Source organism: Runella sp. MFBS21 (assembly GCF_029433105.1).
GTDB lineage: Bacteria > Bacteroidota > Bacteroidia > Cytophagales > Spirosomataceae > Runella.
On record NZ_JARNTW010000001.1, the window covers coordinates 994,031 to 1,009,779 of the forward strand.

Annotated in this window: 14 protein-coding genes; 1 reads left to right on the top strand and 13 read right to left on the bottom strand. The window is 41.2% G+C overall.

The genetic code is table 11. The features are described from left to right. Window positions 1-33: 33 nt before the first annotated feature. The 8 genes from P1X15_RS03855 to P1X15_RS03885 all read right to left on the bottom strand — a co-directional run bounded on the left by P1X15_RS03855 (window position 34) and on the right by P1X15_RS03885 (window position 9,582). A complete protein-coding gene (locus P1X15_RS03855; RefSeq protein WP_277336811.1) occupies window positions 34-483 on the bottom strand; it encodes a hypothetical protein in 450 nt (149 codons plus the stop codon). 97 nt (window positions 484-580) lie between these two features. Further along, window positions 581-1,972 (bottom strand): dicarboxylate/amino acid:cation symporter, encoded by a 1,392-nt coding sequence (locus P1X15_RS03860; protein WP_277336812.1) that lies wholly within the window; start codon window positions 1,970-1,972, stop codon window positions 581-583. Between the two features lie 293 nt (window positions 1,973-2,265). Continuing rightward, entirely contained in the window at window positions 2,266-4,197 is a 1,932-nt protein-coding gene (gene dxs / locus P1X15_RS03865; RefSeq protein WP_277336813.1) for a 1-deoxy-D-xylulose-5-phosphate synthase, read from the bottom strand. A 113-nt stretch (window positions 4,198-4,310) separates the two neighbouring features. After that, on the bottom strand, window positions 4,311-5,228 hold the full coding sequence (locus tag P1X15_RS03870) for a rhomboid family intramembrane serine protease (RefSeq protein WP_277336814.1): 918 nt from the start codon (window positions 5,226-5,228) through the stop codon (window positions 4,311-4,313). A gap of 106 nt (window positions 5,229-5,334) precedes the next feature. Continuing rightward, on the bottom strand, window positions 5,335-6,114 hold the full coding sequence (locus tag P1X15_RS03875) for a rhomboid family intramembrane serine protease (protein ID WP_277336815.1): 780 nt from the start codon (window positions 6,112-6,114) through the stop codon (window positions 5,335-5,337). 43 nt (window positions 6,115-6,157) lie between these two features. Continuing rightward, window positions 6,158-8,026, bottom strand: a complete 1,869-nt coding sequence (gene mutL, locus P1X15_RS03880; RefSeq protein WP_277336816.1) for a DNA mismatch repair endonuclease MutL — start codon at window positions 8,024-8,026, stop codon at window positions 6,158-6,160. A 459-nt stretch (window positions 8,027-8,485) separates the two neighbouring features. Beyond that, the gene (locus P1X15_RS32525; protein WP_310586006.1) at window positions 8,486-8,791 is read right to left on the bottom strand and encodes a DUF6787 family protein; all 306 of its coding nucleotides are present in this window, start codon (window positions 8,789-8,791) and stop codon (window positions 8,486-8,488) included. Between the two features lie 62 nt (window positions 8,792-8,853). Continuing rightward, complete coding sequence (locus P1X15_RS03885; RefSeq protein WP_277336817.1) at window positions 8,854-9,582, bottom strand: RluA family pseudouridine synthase; 729 nt, start codon at window positions 9,580-9,582, stop codon at window positions 8,854-8,856. A 21-nt stretch (window positions 9,583-9,603) separates the two neighbouring features. Between P1X15_RS03885 and P1X15_RS03890 the strand changes: the two genes are divergently transcribed. Then, complete coding sequence (locus tag P1X15_RS03890; RefSeq protein ID WP_277336818.1) at window positions 9,604-9,741, top strand: hypothetical protein; 138 nt, start codon at window positions 9,604-9,606, stop codon at window positions 9,739-9,741. On the opposite strand, the gene panB is transcribed toward P1X15_RS03890, so the two are convergent. The 5 genes from panB to P1X15_RS03915 all read right to left on the bottom strand — a co-directional run bounded on the left by panB (window position 9,735) and on the right by P1X15_RS03915 (window position 15,733). After that, on the bottom strand, window positions 9,735-10,559 hold the full coding sequence (gene panB, locus P1X15_RS03895; RefSeq protein ID WP_277336819.1) for a 3-methyl-2-oxobutanoate hydroxymethyltransferase: 825 nt from the start codon (window positions 10,557-10,559) through the stop codon (window positions 9,735-9,737). The genes P1X15_RS03890 and panB overlap by 7 nt on opposite strands. A gap of 94 nt (window positions 10,560-10,653) precedes the next feature. Then, window positions 10,654-12,078, bottom strand: coding sequence for a murein hydrolase activator EnvC (locus P1X15_RS03900; protein ID WP_277336820.1), 1,425 nt, complete (start codon window positions 12,076-12,078; stop codon window positions 10,654-10,656). A 38-nt stretch (window positions 12,079-12,116) separates the two neighbouring features. Next, a complete protein-coding gene (locus P1X15_RS03905) occupies window positions 12,117-12,971 on the bottom strand; it encodes a DUF4292 domain-containing protein (protein ID WP_277336821.1) in 855 nt (284 codons plus the stop codon). Between the two features lie 126 nt (window positions 12,972-13,097). Then, a complete protein-coding gene (locus P1X15_RS03910; RefSeq protein WP_277336822.1) occupies window positions 13,098-14,813 on the bottom strand; it encodes a tetratricopeptide repeat protein in 1,716 nt (571 codons plus the stop codon). Between the two features lie 152 nt (window positions 14,814-14,965). Further along, window positions 14,966-15,733: an exodeoxyribonuclease III gene (locus P1X15_RS03915; RefSeq protein ID WP_277336823.1), complete on the bottom strand. Its 768-nt coding sequence runs from the start codon at window positions 15,731-15,733 to the stop codon at window positions 14,966-14,968. Between the last annotated feature and the right edge of the window lie 16 nt (window positions 15,734-15,749).

A 15,749-nucleotide genomic window follows, 5' to 3' on the forward strand; every position in this document is an offset into this window, starting at 1 on the left:
TAGCCTTTTAAATATAAACTGTAAATTCTTAAATTATAGATATTTTTCGCGGACTTGAAATAAAATCCAGCCTCCGATTACAAAAGTTAAAATTAGACTAAAAATCCCCCCAGAGAAACTACCAAAAATACTTACTACTCCATTGATAAGCGAAAGGAGAAAAACATAATAAAGGTAATCCCAGCCTTTTTTCTGTCGCTTCATAAGCGGCGATATAGCCATCGCTTCCAAGGCAACCATCGCGGCCAAAAACAACATTGATATCCAGTAAATCCCCATCCCACCGTAGGCCGCTGCGCCAATAGCGGATACTCCTACGCCTAGGCCAAAGGCCGCTAGTAGGCCTAGGCCACCAAATACTACTCCTATGATACAGAGATAGGGGGAAATTTTGACTAGAATTTCCTTAATGTTGTCAGGGAAAGCGGGAAATTTGGCAAAAATGTCTGAGATTTCTTTTTCTAAAGGGAGGAGTTGTGCCATTGTGTTGAGTGATAAGGTTTAGTAATAAAAAAGGTTCGGTAAAACTTTACCGAACCTAAACTTTTTTTATCAAACAAAAAAGCTTTTAAGTTAATTTTTAAGGAGTTACTACTTGATCAGAAGCGTGCATCTTTTCGTCGTCGAGCTCGCCTTCCCACCGTCCAATCACCGCAGTAGCTAGGCAGTTGCCGATTACATTTACCGAGGTACGGGCCATGTCCATCAATTCGTCGATGCCCATAATAAGTAATACCGGCCACTCGGGCAATCCGAAGTTGGCCACCGCACCTAAAAGAATCACGAGCGTGGCACGTGGAATACCCGCTACGCCTTTGCTGGTGAGCATTAGCAACAATACCATGGTAATTTGCTGGCCTATCGGAAACTCCGTACCCGATGCTTGAGCTACGAAAATCGTCGCCAAGGCCAAATAAAGCGTGGAGCCGTCGAGGTTGAAACTATACCCTGTAGGCATTACAAAAGATACAATTTGACGAGGTACGCCAAATTTTTCCATTTGTTCCATAGCTTTGGGCAATGCCGACTCCGAACTGGTAGTGGCAAATGCAATAGAAACAGGTTCGGAAATTTGCTTGGCAAATTTGAAAACAGGAATACGTGCAACAAGGGCTACTGGAGTGAGCACTAACAATAAAAATGCTAACAGTGCGCAGTATAAAGTGGCTAGGAGCATCGCTAGATTTTTGAGAACATCAATACCCATATGCCCTACAGTCTCGGCAATAGCGGCACCTACCCCAATAGGGGCAAAAAGCATCACGATTTTTGTAAATTTAAACATTACTTCGGCCAATAGTTCCACTCCATGTACCATTTTGGTCTTCTTGGCGGCTGGTAGCAATGCCAAACTTACCCCAAAGATGATGCTGAATACCACAATTTGTAATACCTGACCTTCATAGATAGATTTGGCAATGTTTTCAGGAAAAGCATGCAAAATAATATCTTGCCAATTTTGTTGGTGAACTTTAGGTAACTCATCATGAAAATCTTTAGGAGGAGCGATGCCAGCACCTGGCTGGAACCAATTGGCAAAAAACAATCCTATAAAAAGGGCAATCGTGGTAACTACCTCAAAATAAAGCAGTGATTTCCAACCCATGCGCCCCACTTGCTTCAAATCAGAGTGCCCTGCAATCCCTGCTACTAATGTCGCAAAAAGCAAAGGCGCAATGATAGTTTTAATCATTTGCAAGAAAATCTTCCGTAAAAACTTGAGGTTTTGGGCTAGCTCAGGAAAATCGTAGCCAATTTCGGTACCTACTAGCATCGCTACTAAGATAGAAGTAGTAAGATTTTGCTTGATAAAAGCGTGAATGACTAATCCTGTTAATGCCAGCCAACGAAGGGTAATAAGAATACTATCACTAAAGTGTATGATTTCATACTTATCAAGCACTGTAGCAAGCGCTGCCAATGTAACCAGTACCCAGTTGACGATAAAAAGACGATGTTTGAGGTTGTTCATAAAAAGTCAGTTGTGAAGAAATTAAGGTCAGGTTGAGAGAATCTAATTATTAAAGGGGCTCTTCTCATCTTATTTCTTGAATAATTTGGTATTTGAGAAGGAATGATTAAGATAAATTCGGGTTTAGAAATGGAAAAATTTGATTTTGCCACAAATTAGAAAAAAAACAAAGATAAGAGAAGTATAGCCTAAAAAAGTAGAAGGCTAGGAGGTCAGGCAGCTTAGCAAAGCAAAGAGGCTGTCTCAACAGAGACAGCCTCTCAATACAATATTTATTTCAATAGTGTAGGCCTTCAAATTGTTACTGCTATAGCGGTCATTTCGCGAGCTGTTCTGGCAATACCTTCAGGATCAAAACCACATTCGCGATGAAGCTCAAGTTGCTCTCCGTGCTCCACTACTCGATCAGGAATGCCTAGGCGTTTGAGTTTGGCATGATAACCATGGTCAGCCATAAACTCTAGTACGGCACTTCCCATACCTCCTTGTAAGCATCCATCTTCGACGGTGATCACTTTATCGAATTTAGTAAACACCTCATGCAAGAGGGTTTCGTCAAGTGGTTTGACAAATCTTAAATCATAATGAGCCGCTTGAATACCTTCTAGTTCTAGCATTTTACAGCTTTCGACGGCATAATTGCCAATGTGACCAATGGTTAAAATCGCAATATCTTCGCCATCTCTTACTTTGCGACCTTTTCCGATTTCTATTTTTTCAAAAGGAGTACGCCATTGTGACATTACGCCTTCTCCTCTTGGATAGCGTATCGTAAAAGCTTTTTTCTGATTTTGTACCTCGTCAAGTTGTGCAGTATACATCAAATTGCGCAGCTCTTGCTCATTCATGGGAGAAGCTACTACCATGTTGGGGATACAGCGCATGTAAGCGATGTCGTAAGCACCGTGGTGAGTAGGACCGTCTGCACCCGCAAATCCAGCTCTATCTAAACAAAAAATAACTGGCAACTCCTGAATACAAGCATCGTGAATGACTTGGTCATAAGCGCGCTGCATAAAAGTGCTGTATATATTACAATACACCACTGAGCCTTGCGTAGCCATCCCTGCTGAGAAAGTTACTGCATGCTGCTCAGCGATGCCCACGTCAAAGGCCCGATGTGGCATGGCTTTCATCATGATATTGAGTGAAGAGCCAGAAGGCATTGCTGGGGTTACACCTACTATTTTTTGATTTTGTTGGGCAAGCTCAACCAAGGTATTTCCAAACACATCTTGATATTTGGGTGGTTGAGGTTTATCAGGAATTTTTTTGAAAATTTCACCTGTTATCTTATCAAATTTTCCTGGTGAATGCCATTTAGTTTGGTCTTTTTCGGCAGGCCCAAATCCTTTTCCTTTCACTGTTACACAGTGAAGAAGTTTGGGGCCAGGGATATTTTTTAGATCGTTGAGCACATGTACAAGATGATCTACATCATGCCCATCAATGGGTCCAAAATAACGCAGATTAAGGGATTCAAAAAGGTTGCTTTGGCGCAAGAGTGTTGCTTTTAGGCCATCTTCTACTCTGGATACAATCTCACGGGCATTTTTGCCAAATTGGCTCATCTTACCAAGCAAGTTCCAGACTTCGTCTTTGACGCGGTTGTAGGTATGAGAAGTCGTAATATCCGTAAGATACTCTTTGAGGGCCCCCACGTTGGGGTCTATACTCATGCAATTATCATTGAGAATGATAAGCAAATTGGAGTTTTTGAGTGACCCTGCATGATTCATTGCTTCAAAAGCCATGCCGCCTGTCATGGCGCCATCTCCAATTACTGCAATAGAATGTTGATGTTTTTTGCCCTCCAATTGAGCTCCTACCGCCATCCCAAGTGCTGCCGAAATGGAAGTAGAAGAATGCCCTACTCCAAAAGAATCATAATCACTTTCTTTTCTTTTAGGAAAACCCGAAATACCACCATATAGACGATTGGTATGAAAAACGTCTCTGCGCCCAGTAAGTATTTTGTGACCATAAGCTTGGTGTCCTACATCCCATACGAGCTGGTCTTCGGGGGTATTGAAGACATAATGCAAGGCTACTGTCAGCTCGACTACGCCTAGACTAGAACCAAAATGGCCACCATAGACCGACACCAAGTCAATAATATATTGGCGAAGCTCTTGAGAGACCTGTGGCAGTAACACTGAATCTAACTTTCGCAGGTCTTCAGGCGTACTGATTTGCGATAGTAATTTACCGGGAGTGATGAGCATCTTTGAATGGCTTGAAACAAAACGTAGTACTATAACTAGCTTGCTAACAAAAGTGTTTGGCAAAAGTACAAAAAAAGACGCTCAGTCTACATACAATTTAAGATAGGCATAAATTACTGTTGGCTGGCTTTGTATAATTTTTGTTTTTCTTCGCGCGTCAAGCTTTCATAGCCTGATTTCGAAATTTTATCTAAAATGGCATCAATTTCGTCTTGGTTAGGAATCACAATTGAGGCATTCTCGCTTGAAGTTGTAAATCGGCGATTAGAAGATGTAGTGGTAGCGCGAGCGCGTTGAGGAACTTGCAAGTTAGCTTTACGACTAAAGATTTTTTGAAAAAAGTCCCCAACCGCATAAATAGGAGTACCCCAATCCCAACCATTTTTGAGCGATTTTATAAATCCGAATCCCACTAGCGCGCCGGCTAAATGAGCTAAGTTACCTCCCGCATTGGGCCCTACAAGCTGCGCCATAGAGATGATTATACACAACGCGGCGATATATTTTAGTCTAACGGCACCGATTAAAAATACAAAAAAAGTATGATCGGGCAGAAGAGTAGCTGCTCCTACAATGATGGCAAAAACTGCCCCTGAGGCTCCTACGAGCGTGGTACTAGACAAAACGGGCTGAAAATAGGGCAGAGAATTGTACAACGCTAAAAAAAGCACACCTCCGCCAAGACCTCCTAAAATAAACATACCCACCAAGCGACGGCTACCTAGATATTCTTCAATTATTTGCCCAAACCAATACAAGGAGAGCATATTGAAGAAAATATGAAAAGGTCCTTGATGTATAAAAAAATTGGTAAATAATGTCCAAGGCCGGTAAATAAAAGTGTTGAAATTGGCAGGCAGACTTAGCTGCTCCATGATCAGTCCAAAATAGTATTGGTGCTGACTAAACATAAAAACCACGTAAAGTATCATCACCACTACAAACACAAGAACGTTGAGCAATATGAGCTTAATGACCGCATTATTGGTCTTCGAAAACTCTCCTCTTACATCGTCAAAAATGCTACCCATACCTATTTTGCCGTTAGAGATTCTTAGTCAATATTTATTCAAACAACACCTATCTTTATCGAAAATTCTTGAACGAAAGTTAAAAAATAATCTATAAATCCACAAATCAGTACATGCGTCGGACGTTCCACATTTTCAATAAAATATAAGCAAAAATCATGCCTCCAAGGTGTGCAAAATGCGCTACTCCCGAATCTCTGATGTGTACGCCTGCATATAGCTCATACAATGCATAAACTGAAACAAAATATTTGGCTTTGATAGGAACAGGAAAAAAAAGCAACATCATTTCCATATTGGGGAAAATTAACCCAAAAGCCGCAATAATGCCAAACACTGCCCCCGATGCACCAAGCATTGGTACACTGAGGCGTTGGGTATACATCTGTTTTACGAAAGCCAAGCTTTCATTGATATACGCTATATTTTGAGGTTTATCTTCAAAGTCATTCAAAAAATTATAGGCATTCCTTTTAAACTCTGGTGCAAAGCGGGTTACAAAGTCCAAAAAAGCTTCGGGCGAAGGATATTGGGTATAGAGATCTACCGCATGCCTAAGTTGAATGAGCTCATAGTAGTTGATACCTGCGTACAACAAACCAGCACCAATACCTGTCACAAAATAAAAAGTTACGAATCGTCTAGTGCCTAAAACATGTTGTTCGAGCAAAGGAGCAAAAAAAATCAACCCAAGCATGTTGCTAAACAAGTGCCCAAATCCCCCGTGCAAAAACATGTATGTCACAAATTGGTAGGGTTGAAAGTCCGGGCCTGTTATAGGGTATAAAGCAAACCAGTTGATTATTTGAGGGCTTAAGCTTTGTAGGATAAATATGACAACGTTCAGAATTAATAAATTTCTTACGACGGGGGTGATGTTTAACATGCTAAAGTCAAGTTTGAGGTTGAGGTAGTGATTGAAACGATTACTATCCTCCTTTTATTAAATTAGATATCTTGTCTAACGCCAAAACTGTAAAAATCGGTTCGCCACTAGGTGTATTATTTGGGTTGGAAGATACAAATAATTGGTTAATTAATTTTTCAAGTTCTTCTGATGAAAGCATTACCAAATATCTATGAGCAAAACGTTTAGCCAGAGTTCGAGCAGTAGTTTCGGCGCGATTGAGTTGCAAGTCTGAGTAGTTGGAACGAAGCTGCTCAGTTAAATCCTCAAAAATCTGCTGGATATCTTCGCTCGGAAGATCCGTTGGAATACTTCTCACAACTAGCGTACCGGGTCCTAATGCATCGAAATCAAAGCCAAGAGCTGCGATTTCGTCGCGTATTTCGAGCAAAAGCGGGATGTCTGCTAAAGGTAATTGTACCGTGGCTGGAAAAAGTAATTGTTGCGAAACTGTATTTTGGGTAGTGAGTTGTTTGATATAGCGGTCATACAGCACCCGTTCGTAGGCTGCGCGTTGGTCAATGACCATCATACCTGATTTTACAGCTGATATTACATAGCGATTTTGAATTTGCACCGCTAAGCGGCGATTTTTTAAATTTTCTTCATCAGCATTGACTTCATTGGCTCTGCTTCCAAGGGTAGACGACGAGATTTCTTCTGTCGTTGTCTCTCCTAGATCTAATTCGGGTTGAGAAGCGCTTGGCATGGGCTTCTGAAATCCTTCAAACAATTTTTCCCAATTGGATAGGTTATCACTTTCTCGTTTGGTAGGTGCCGAAGCTGTAGAAGGTGAAGGCGAATAACTTGACGTATTTGTTTGAATAGGAGTGTTGGTCCGGGCCTGTGAAATGGGGCTCAGAAAATTGACATTGAGATCAAAATCAATCGACGGAGCAAGGTGATTGACACTGATTGCCTTTCGGATAGCGGCCATCAAGAGAGCATACACTGAGCGCTCATCGTCAAATTTTATTTCGGTTTTGGTGGGGTGAATATTAATATCAATATGAGACGGGTCAATGTCAAGCATTAAAACATAAAAGGGATGATTGCCATCCGAAATCGTTCCTTCATAAGCCGACAGTACGGCATGGTGAAGGTAGCTATGTTTGACAAAGCGATCATTGACGAAAAAAAACTGTTCGCCGCGTGTTTTACGAGCAAAATCAGGTTTTCCTATGTATCCTTTGACCGTTACATAAGGTGTTTCTTCTTGACAATAAACGAGTTGTTCGCGGTAATTTTTGCCAAACATGTCTACGATGCGTCGGCTCATTTTGCCTGCGTATAGGTTGTATACTTCGGTATCGTTGTGGTACAAAGAAAAACTTACTTCCGAATGTGCCAATGCTACCCTTTGAAATTCGTCGAGAATGTGACGCATTTCGACCGAATTAGTTTTTAGGAAATTGCGTCTTGCGGGGACATTAAAAAAGAGATTTTTTACCAAAATATTAGTACCAGGCAAACACGCCACTGATTCTTGGGATTTTACTTCAGAGCCTTCAATACGGAGAAGAACGCCGATTTCGTCGGTAGGTCGCCGCGTTCGCATTTCTATTTGGGCTACCGCTGCGATAGACGCCAACGCTTCGCCACGGAAGCCCATGGTACGAATCCGAAATAAATCATCGGCATGGCGTATTTTGGAGGTAGCATGGCGTTCAAAACTCATACGAGCGTCGGTCTCAGACATGCCACAGCCGTCATCAATGATTTGAATCAGCGTACGACCCGCGTCTTTGATAATTACTTGTATATTCTTAGCTTGAGCATCGATGGCGTTTTCCAACAGCTCCTTTACAACAGAAGCAGGGCGTTGTACTACTTCCCCAGCTGCGATTTGGTTGGCGATAGCATCAGGTAGTAGGCGTATGACGTCTTGCATATTTGGTCAGGTGGTTTGGTAAGACAACAACAGAAAGGCAGTAAAACGTTTGCCAAGTATAAATTTTAAATGGTCTTTTCTAAACATATAAAAATAATTCTTGGTTATATGATTAAATAAGTAAATATTTTGACTTTATTGGGAATATTGGCAAATGCTGATTATGTTTGTTAATAAAAATAATTTACCTCATAAAATACTTTGGCACATTGTTTGAAGAAAGCTATATTAACAGTGTAAATATCTTTCTTTTAAATAGTTGTGGACATTTAATATGAATTAAGAATGAAGAAGCCTAACATGCATCTGGCTTTTCAGTGGCTCATTTTCCTACCCATAATCTTGCCACTGTGTATTGTATTTGGAGCCCTTCAGGGGGTGGTTAATACAGTAGAGCAAATGGCCCACCAAATGTGGACCGACGTATCAACAGTTGAAAAAAATGTAGAGCCGTCAGAATTATGAGTGTTTGCGAGAGAATAAGTTCATCAGGCGCCTGAACATTTTCTGCTCGAAAGCCCAAAAAAAAGCGAATTGTCCGAAGAGCCACCCGTATACCAACAAGATAACTTGGTAAAGGGGTAGTATTACAAGGATATTAAATAACCAAATTGCCCATGTGCTTTCGATACGAAGCCATTGGGAAACCCATCTCTTGGTATACATAACTGTGAAGCCTGTACAGGCAAATACCAGTAGTATTACCAGTACCTGCCATCCATTTTTGACTCCCCACCTATTTTTTAGTTTCTCTATCCAAGACATTGACTAATAATCTGGTTGTTAGACAGCTATATGTTTAAAAAAGAGCCAATCTAAGTTTCTTTTTACTCATGTAAAAAAGCCAAATGCTCTGGGCCAATTTCTTCGGGGTCAAGCTCCAAAAACTCCTCCCAAAAAGGTTCAGGAGGCAAAGCGGCGCGACATAAAATAGATTCTTTTTTTACAGGGTGTACAAAAAACAATCGCCTAGCGTGGAGATTGATATTGCCATCTGAATTGGGCTTTGAAAAACCATACTTTACATCTCCTCTGATAGGACAACCCATTTGAGACAGCTGCACTCTGATTTGATGAGGACGGCCAGTGAGGGGGGTCACTTCCAACAAAAAATGGCGATTGATTTCTCCCACCACTCGATAGGTAAGTTCTGCTTTTTGGGCATTGGGTGCGGGGTAGTCATAAGCAGTCACAACATTCCGTGACTCATCTTTTACAAGCCAACTTACCAGTTTATCTTGCTTTTTGGGAGGGTGTTTGCGTACTACTGCCCAGTAGGTCTTCTGAACATCTCTTTTACGAAAAATCTCGTTCATGCGTTCGAGGGCTTTGGAGGTACGAGCAAACACCACCAATCCACTTACTGGACGGTCGATGCGATGAACTGTTCCTAAAAAAACCTCTCCCGGTTTTTCGTATTTTTGTTTGATATAATCTTTTACTAAGTCGAGCAAACATACATCGCCAGTGGCATCCCCTTGCACAAGGAGACCTGGGGCTTTATTGACAATGATAAGGTGGTTGTCTTCGTAAACAACGTGAAATGGCTTGGCCATTGTTATTAAAATTTAGTTGTAATGAATAAACTTGAAAAGTTTGTAAAAGAAATCAACTTGGCTTTGATAAATGAGCCTAGTTGGCAAACCTTCGTTGATATAGAATACAAAGATTCTATGTTTTTCTTCAACGGCCAAGAATTAGTGATAGTTCAATAGGATTCTTTTTCGTTGGGGAAATCATTGCTTTTCACATCTTTAACGTAATTAGAGACGGCGTCGGTCATGACAGTATGCAAATCTGCATAACGCCTGAGAAAGCGTGGTTTGAATTCTTTTGTAATCCCAAGCATATCATGTAGGACGAGTATTTGGCCATCAGCATAGGGGCCTGCTCCTATACCAATAGTAGGAATACTCACACTTGTCGAAACTTTTTGGGTAAGGTGAGAAGGAATTTTTTCTAGTACCATCCCAAAGCATCCGATTTCGTCGAGCATTTTGGCGTCTTCGAGTAGTTTATCTGCTTCCGACGATTCTTTGGCTCTTACGGAATACGTCCCAAACTTATAAATCGATTGAGGAGTAAGCCCTAGGTGCCCCATTACGGGTACGCCTGCGCTAAGAATTCTCGTAATCGAATCTTTGATTTCCAATCCACCCTCCAATTTGACAGCATGAGCTCCTGATTCCTTCATGATTCGGATAGCCGAATCAAGGGCTGCGCGTGAGTTGCCTTGATAAGAACCAAACGGCAAATCTACCACCACAAAAGCACGTTTGACTGCTTTTACCACTGCTTGCGCATGGTATATCATTTGGTCTAAAGTAATAGGAAGGGTGGTTTCATGGCCTGCAATGACGTTGGAAGCTGAGTCTCCTACCAAAATGATATCGATACCCGCTGCATCTACGATGCGAGCCATGGAGTAATCGTAAGCAGTAAGAGCCGAGATTTTTTCGCCCCTATTTTTCATTTCTTGAATAATATGGGTCGTAACACGTTTTGCTTCAACGGAAGAGAGTTGAGTTGACATCAAATGAATCGTTAAGTGCTCGCGCACAATTAATAGATTGACTGTTAATCGGGTTGATTATCAGGTTTGTGAGGATAAATAAAAAAACAAAATACTAGCGTGAGCGAAGCCATACTTCAGGGTTAAGCTTGCTGGTATTTTTCCAAATTTGGAAATTTACTTCTGATACCCCGTCTGCGTCGGTGGCTACTACTCCGATGGTTTCACGAGCTTTTAGTTTTTGTCCTGGACGAACATTCACATTTTTCAGTTTTGCGTATACGGTGTAAAAGTCTCCGTGTTGGACAAATACCACATTACGCATTACCCCAAAGTTAGTTACTTCCATCACCACTCCATCATACACAGTTTTAACTGATGTATTGGCATTGGTCTGAATATCAATCCCTTGGTTTTCTTGATATACATTTTTCAAAACTTCTTTGGTTCCAAAACCGTCAGAAATAAAACCGGGTACTGGCCAAGGCAAACGGCCACGGTTGGCCGCAAATGACGAAGCCAGGGTTACTTCTTCTTCGTTCATTCCTTCTTCATTGATTTCGACTTTTTTAGGCTCAGGTTTGGGCGGTTCTACTTTGGCGACTTCTTCCGAAGATTCGCCTTTGTTTTTAGCTTTTTCGGCCTCACGAGCGCGGGCAGCGGCAGCTTCGCGTTCTGCTTTTTCGCGGGCGGCTTTTTCACGCGCTGCTGCACGGGCCCGTTCGCGGCGTTCTTCTATTTCTTTTTGAATAATTCTGGTCAAATTATTCTCAATTTGTTTGTTGGCTTTGCGTACTTCAGCTACTTCGGCCTTAATCTCGCTCTCACGTCCACTAAGCTCTTTTACTACTTTGTCTTGGTCGCCACGTAGTTTTTCGAGGTTTTTGTTCTCTGCTATTTTGCTTTGAAGGGCACTTTGTTGTTCTTTCTTTTTATTGGATATACTGGTCGTTTTGGCAATCATCATCGATTGCACTTTTTTCATTTGTTGTACTTGCTTTTTACGCTCGTCAGTATATTGTTTTAGGTATTTATATCTAATCAAAAATTGGTTAAAATTAGGGGCAGAGAAAAGAAAGCTAAGTTCGTTGAGGCTATTGTTTCGCTTTGAAGCGTTATAAATCATCTTAGCGTACTCTTCGCGTAGTTTGCTTAAGTCATTGTCCAATTCTACTTTGGCTTTCTGTAATTCCTTAAGCTCCGAATCCATCAATTCTATATCATCATTGATGAGTTCAATTTTGCGGTTTTGTGCCGAAATTTGTTGTTTGATGGCTTTGAGCTGTCCCAAAGTAGCGCGTTTTTGTTCGCTAGTTTGTTTGAGGATATTCTGTAGTTGCTGTAGTTTCTCGATATTTTCTTTTTTTTCTTTCTCAAGCTGTTGGCGACTTTTTTGGGCAAAAACCGATAAAGAAGGAATGAAAAAAAAGCATCCAATCCAAAGAGCTAACTTCCAAGTCAATTTATTATTGACACCAAATGGGCTACTTTGCTGCAAATAGGAGTCTTTTGACCGACACAAAATCAAATGTTTACTCATAAGTAGTTTCTTCAAACTGCAAGAATACACCTTTTTGGCTATTTTTTTTGGTATTTAGAAGGAATACTAAATGGAAACGAAAGGGGCTTTTCGCTCAGTTCTACTTTTTGGTGTTTGATTCTAAATACCGTTTGGTAAAGTTCATTGTCTTTATTTGATTTATAATCCAGCTCAATCAGGCTAGTATAAGGAAAGAGGTAGTTGTTGAGTTGGGTAAAATCATCGTAGTCAAGTTTTAGCGAATTTTTGGTAGGCTGCTCTGTCACCAAGAGTTTTTTGAGGCGGCGATTTTGCTCTCCTATATAATTTTCCAGTGAGATTTTCCCCTCTTCTTGGCGTAGCATAAAATAATCATTTTCTTTCTTAAATCTCTCCCCTGGTTTTTTGGGAATGGGCATATTGCCGACCAAGATAGATTGGATAAGGTCAAAACTTAACTGAAAATTAAATTTTTGACTAAGAGTAGCAAAATCGTATTGATAGTATTCTTTGTGATAGCGATCCACAAGTTGAATCGAATCGCGAGTGATAAGTCCTCTTACTACTTCAATAGGACCCGCTACGATAGACAGCCATAAGACGCTATCTTTTCGCATACGGATATTGACATTGGCATTGTCGATATCTTGGTCTTTACTTTTAAAAGATATTTTTGATTTGGCAGACAAGTATTTAAAGTCGACATTTTCTACCTTGACTTTAATATCTTCTGATTCAGTCTTGGGAAGAGCAGCTATTGAGTCTATCGGAATAGCTATCACTACCGAATCTTTGGGTGCAAGTGCAAGGCTATCTGTGCGGGTAGGAGTCTCACTTTTTTGGCGTGGACGGTGACAGGCCGACAAACAACCCAATACTACGAGAGAAATATACTTTAGTTTTAAGGTAGTCATATTATTCTTATCATGCCGAAAAAGTTTTGAAACATATACAAATGACCCTAAGGAACTATTTGTTGTATAAAGGCAGCTTAACTTTTTGGCATTTTAGGATATTGGACTAAGGCAGTCTTACAAAGGTTATTCTACCAACTGTCCGGTCGCTATTTTTTTGTCAATTTGTGGGGTGTTTTCCCCCATACTTTTTGCTTTTTTCCACTGCTCTACTGCTTTTTCTCTCTCTCCCAATTGGTAGAGTACATCTCCGTAATGTTCTATGATAGTGCCACTTACACTTTTACCAGAAGCAATGGCTTTTTCTAAGTTGAGGCGTGCATTTTTATAGTCTTTCATCACATAAAGTACCCAAGCATAAGTATCAAGATAAGTGGCATTGTCGGGGTGTCGGGCTACTACACTTGCGGCCATTTCTTTGGCTCTTTCGAGTTTATCTTTTCTCAATGACAGAAAATAGCTGTAGTTGTTGAGAACATGGTCGTTGTTAGGTTCTATTTTGAGGGCCGCTTCGTACGAATCATCTGATTTTTCGTGTTCACCTATCCCGTGGTAAGCGTCTCCCAGTTGGGCAAAAATCGCATTTTGAAGCTCTTTGTTGTCCGAAGTTAGTTTTTGCGCTTCTTCAAGGGCATCTACGGCTTTTTGGTAGTTTCGTTTGACTAAATTTGCTGAGCCATTTGAATACCAAAACAATCCTTGATTGGGGAAGTTTTCGATAGCCAAATCAGAGTGAGCCAATATGCTGTCGATTTGGTTGAGTTCGCCGTCGAGTTGGAGCACAGCGCCCCAGACTTCATACATAGAGCTATTGATCCGTACGGCGTTCATATAGGCATCGCGAGCTTCGGCTTTTCGGTTGGCTTTTACCAGCAAGTCGGCATAGACTACGTAGGCTCGCATGTCTTTGGGATGGGCCTTTACGATTTCTGATGCGCGCGCCAGCACTTCTTGGCGAGTGGCTTCATCTTTGGCTTCGCGTAGCAAGTTGACCAATGCTTGCATTTTGGTATCGATATCAGCATTGGGATTGTTAAACATCTGCCCCATCTGCTGTTCGGCCGATTTGGTGTCACCACTTTGGCGATAAATCTCCGCTAGCATCATGCGGGCATCTGCCTGGTCAGGATTGATTGTGAGGGCTTTTTCGAGCTGTTCTTTGGCTTCTTGAGGGCGTTTGGCAATCATCAGAAGCTGCGCCAATTCTACTACATACTGAGCTTCGCTGGGTTCAGCATTGATAAGTTTTTTTGCTTCTTCGATGGCTTTGTTGGGCTTATCAAGTTTGATGTAGATGCGTTGCTTTTGATGTGTCAAGTCTTCGTCTATCCCTAGAGATTTTTCGACTTCATCGTAGGCTTTGAGTGCTTCTTCGTATTTTTCATCTAAAATATAAACCGCTGCTAGTTCTAGACCGTACTCGGCGTTGTCGGAGCTTTGGCGGATGATTTCACGATAAAGATCAGCGGCCTTGTTGTATCTGCGCTGTTGGGTATAAATTTCGGCTAATTGGATGCCATAAAACTTATTTTCGGGAGTAAGCTGAAAAGCCTTTTGCGAAAATATAGCGGCCTCGTCGAGTTTTTCTCTTTTGAGCAAAGTACGCGCCAGTTCATAATTAATGGCGGCCACATTGGGGTTGATTTTTAAAGCCAAACGAAATACACTATCAGCCCTTTGGTATTCTTCCATGGCCGAATACTTCAGACCTTCGGTCAATAAAAATTCAAGTTCAAATCGTTGGGCTTTTTGAGCTTCAGTTTCACCAATAGGCTTATTTTTTTGAGCAAAAACCAATTGACTCAAAAAAAGTATGACCCAGATATAGGGTTTGTGTTTCATCGCTTTTAAGAAAATCTCGTTGATGGGTGTGATAAATAACGAAATTAGGTTCAATCTATCATAAAAAACGAGATTATTGAAGCAAAATTGGAAGAATTTAGTGGTTTTACCAAAATAAACCTAAAGAGTATGAGTCAATATCAAAAATTTAGTTAAATATCAACTTCTAACCATACTGGACAGTGGTCTGAATGTACTGCGTCGGTAAGCTGACGACAGGCCACCAAATGAGGGCGTAGATTGTCAGTAACGGATAAGTAATCAATACGCCATCCTTTGTTGTTGGGGCGGGCATTGGCTCGGTAGCTCCACCAACTATACTCTACGAGTTCGGGATTGAGATAACGAAAAGCATCAGTAAATCCTCCCCCAAACCACTGGGTCATCCAAGTACGTTCTTCGGGCAAAAAACCAGTCGTATTTTTGTTTCGAATGGGGTCATGAATGTCTATTTCTTGATGAGCAATGTTATAATCACCCACTACTATTACGTGTTTTTGGGTCTGTTTTAGCTGTAAAATCCATTCCTGAAAATCGCTTAAAAACTGCATTTTGATTCCTTGGCGTTCGTCGCCGCTTGTACCAGAAGGAAAATAAGCGTTGACAATCGTAAGCTCACCAATATCAGCCCTAATCACTCGCCCTTCGTAGTCATACTGCTCAATGCCACAGCCAATGACGCAGCGGCTAGTCGGAATTTTAGAAAAAATCGCAACGCCGCTATAGCCCTTTTTTTGGGCGGCATTCCAGCCGACAAGCTGATAACCCAAAGCTTCAAATTCGAGGAGGTTGACTTGGTCGGGGGTGGCTTTTACTTCTTGAAAGCAGAGTACATCAAAAGATTTGTCGGCTAGCCATTCAATCAGACCGTTGCGCATCGCTGCGCGAATACCGTTGATGTTGTAGGATAAAATTTGCATGAAGGCAGGAAAAATA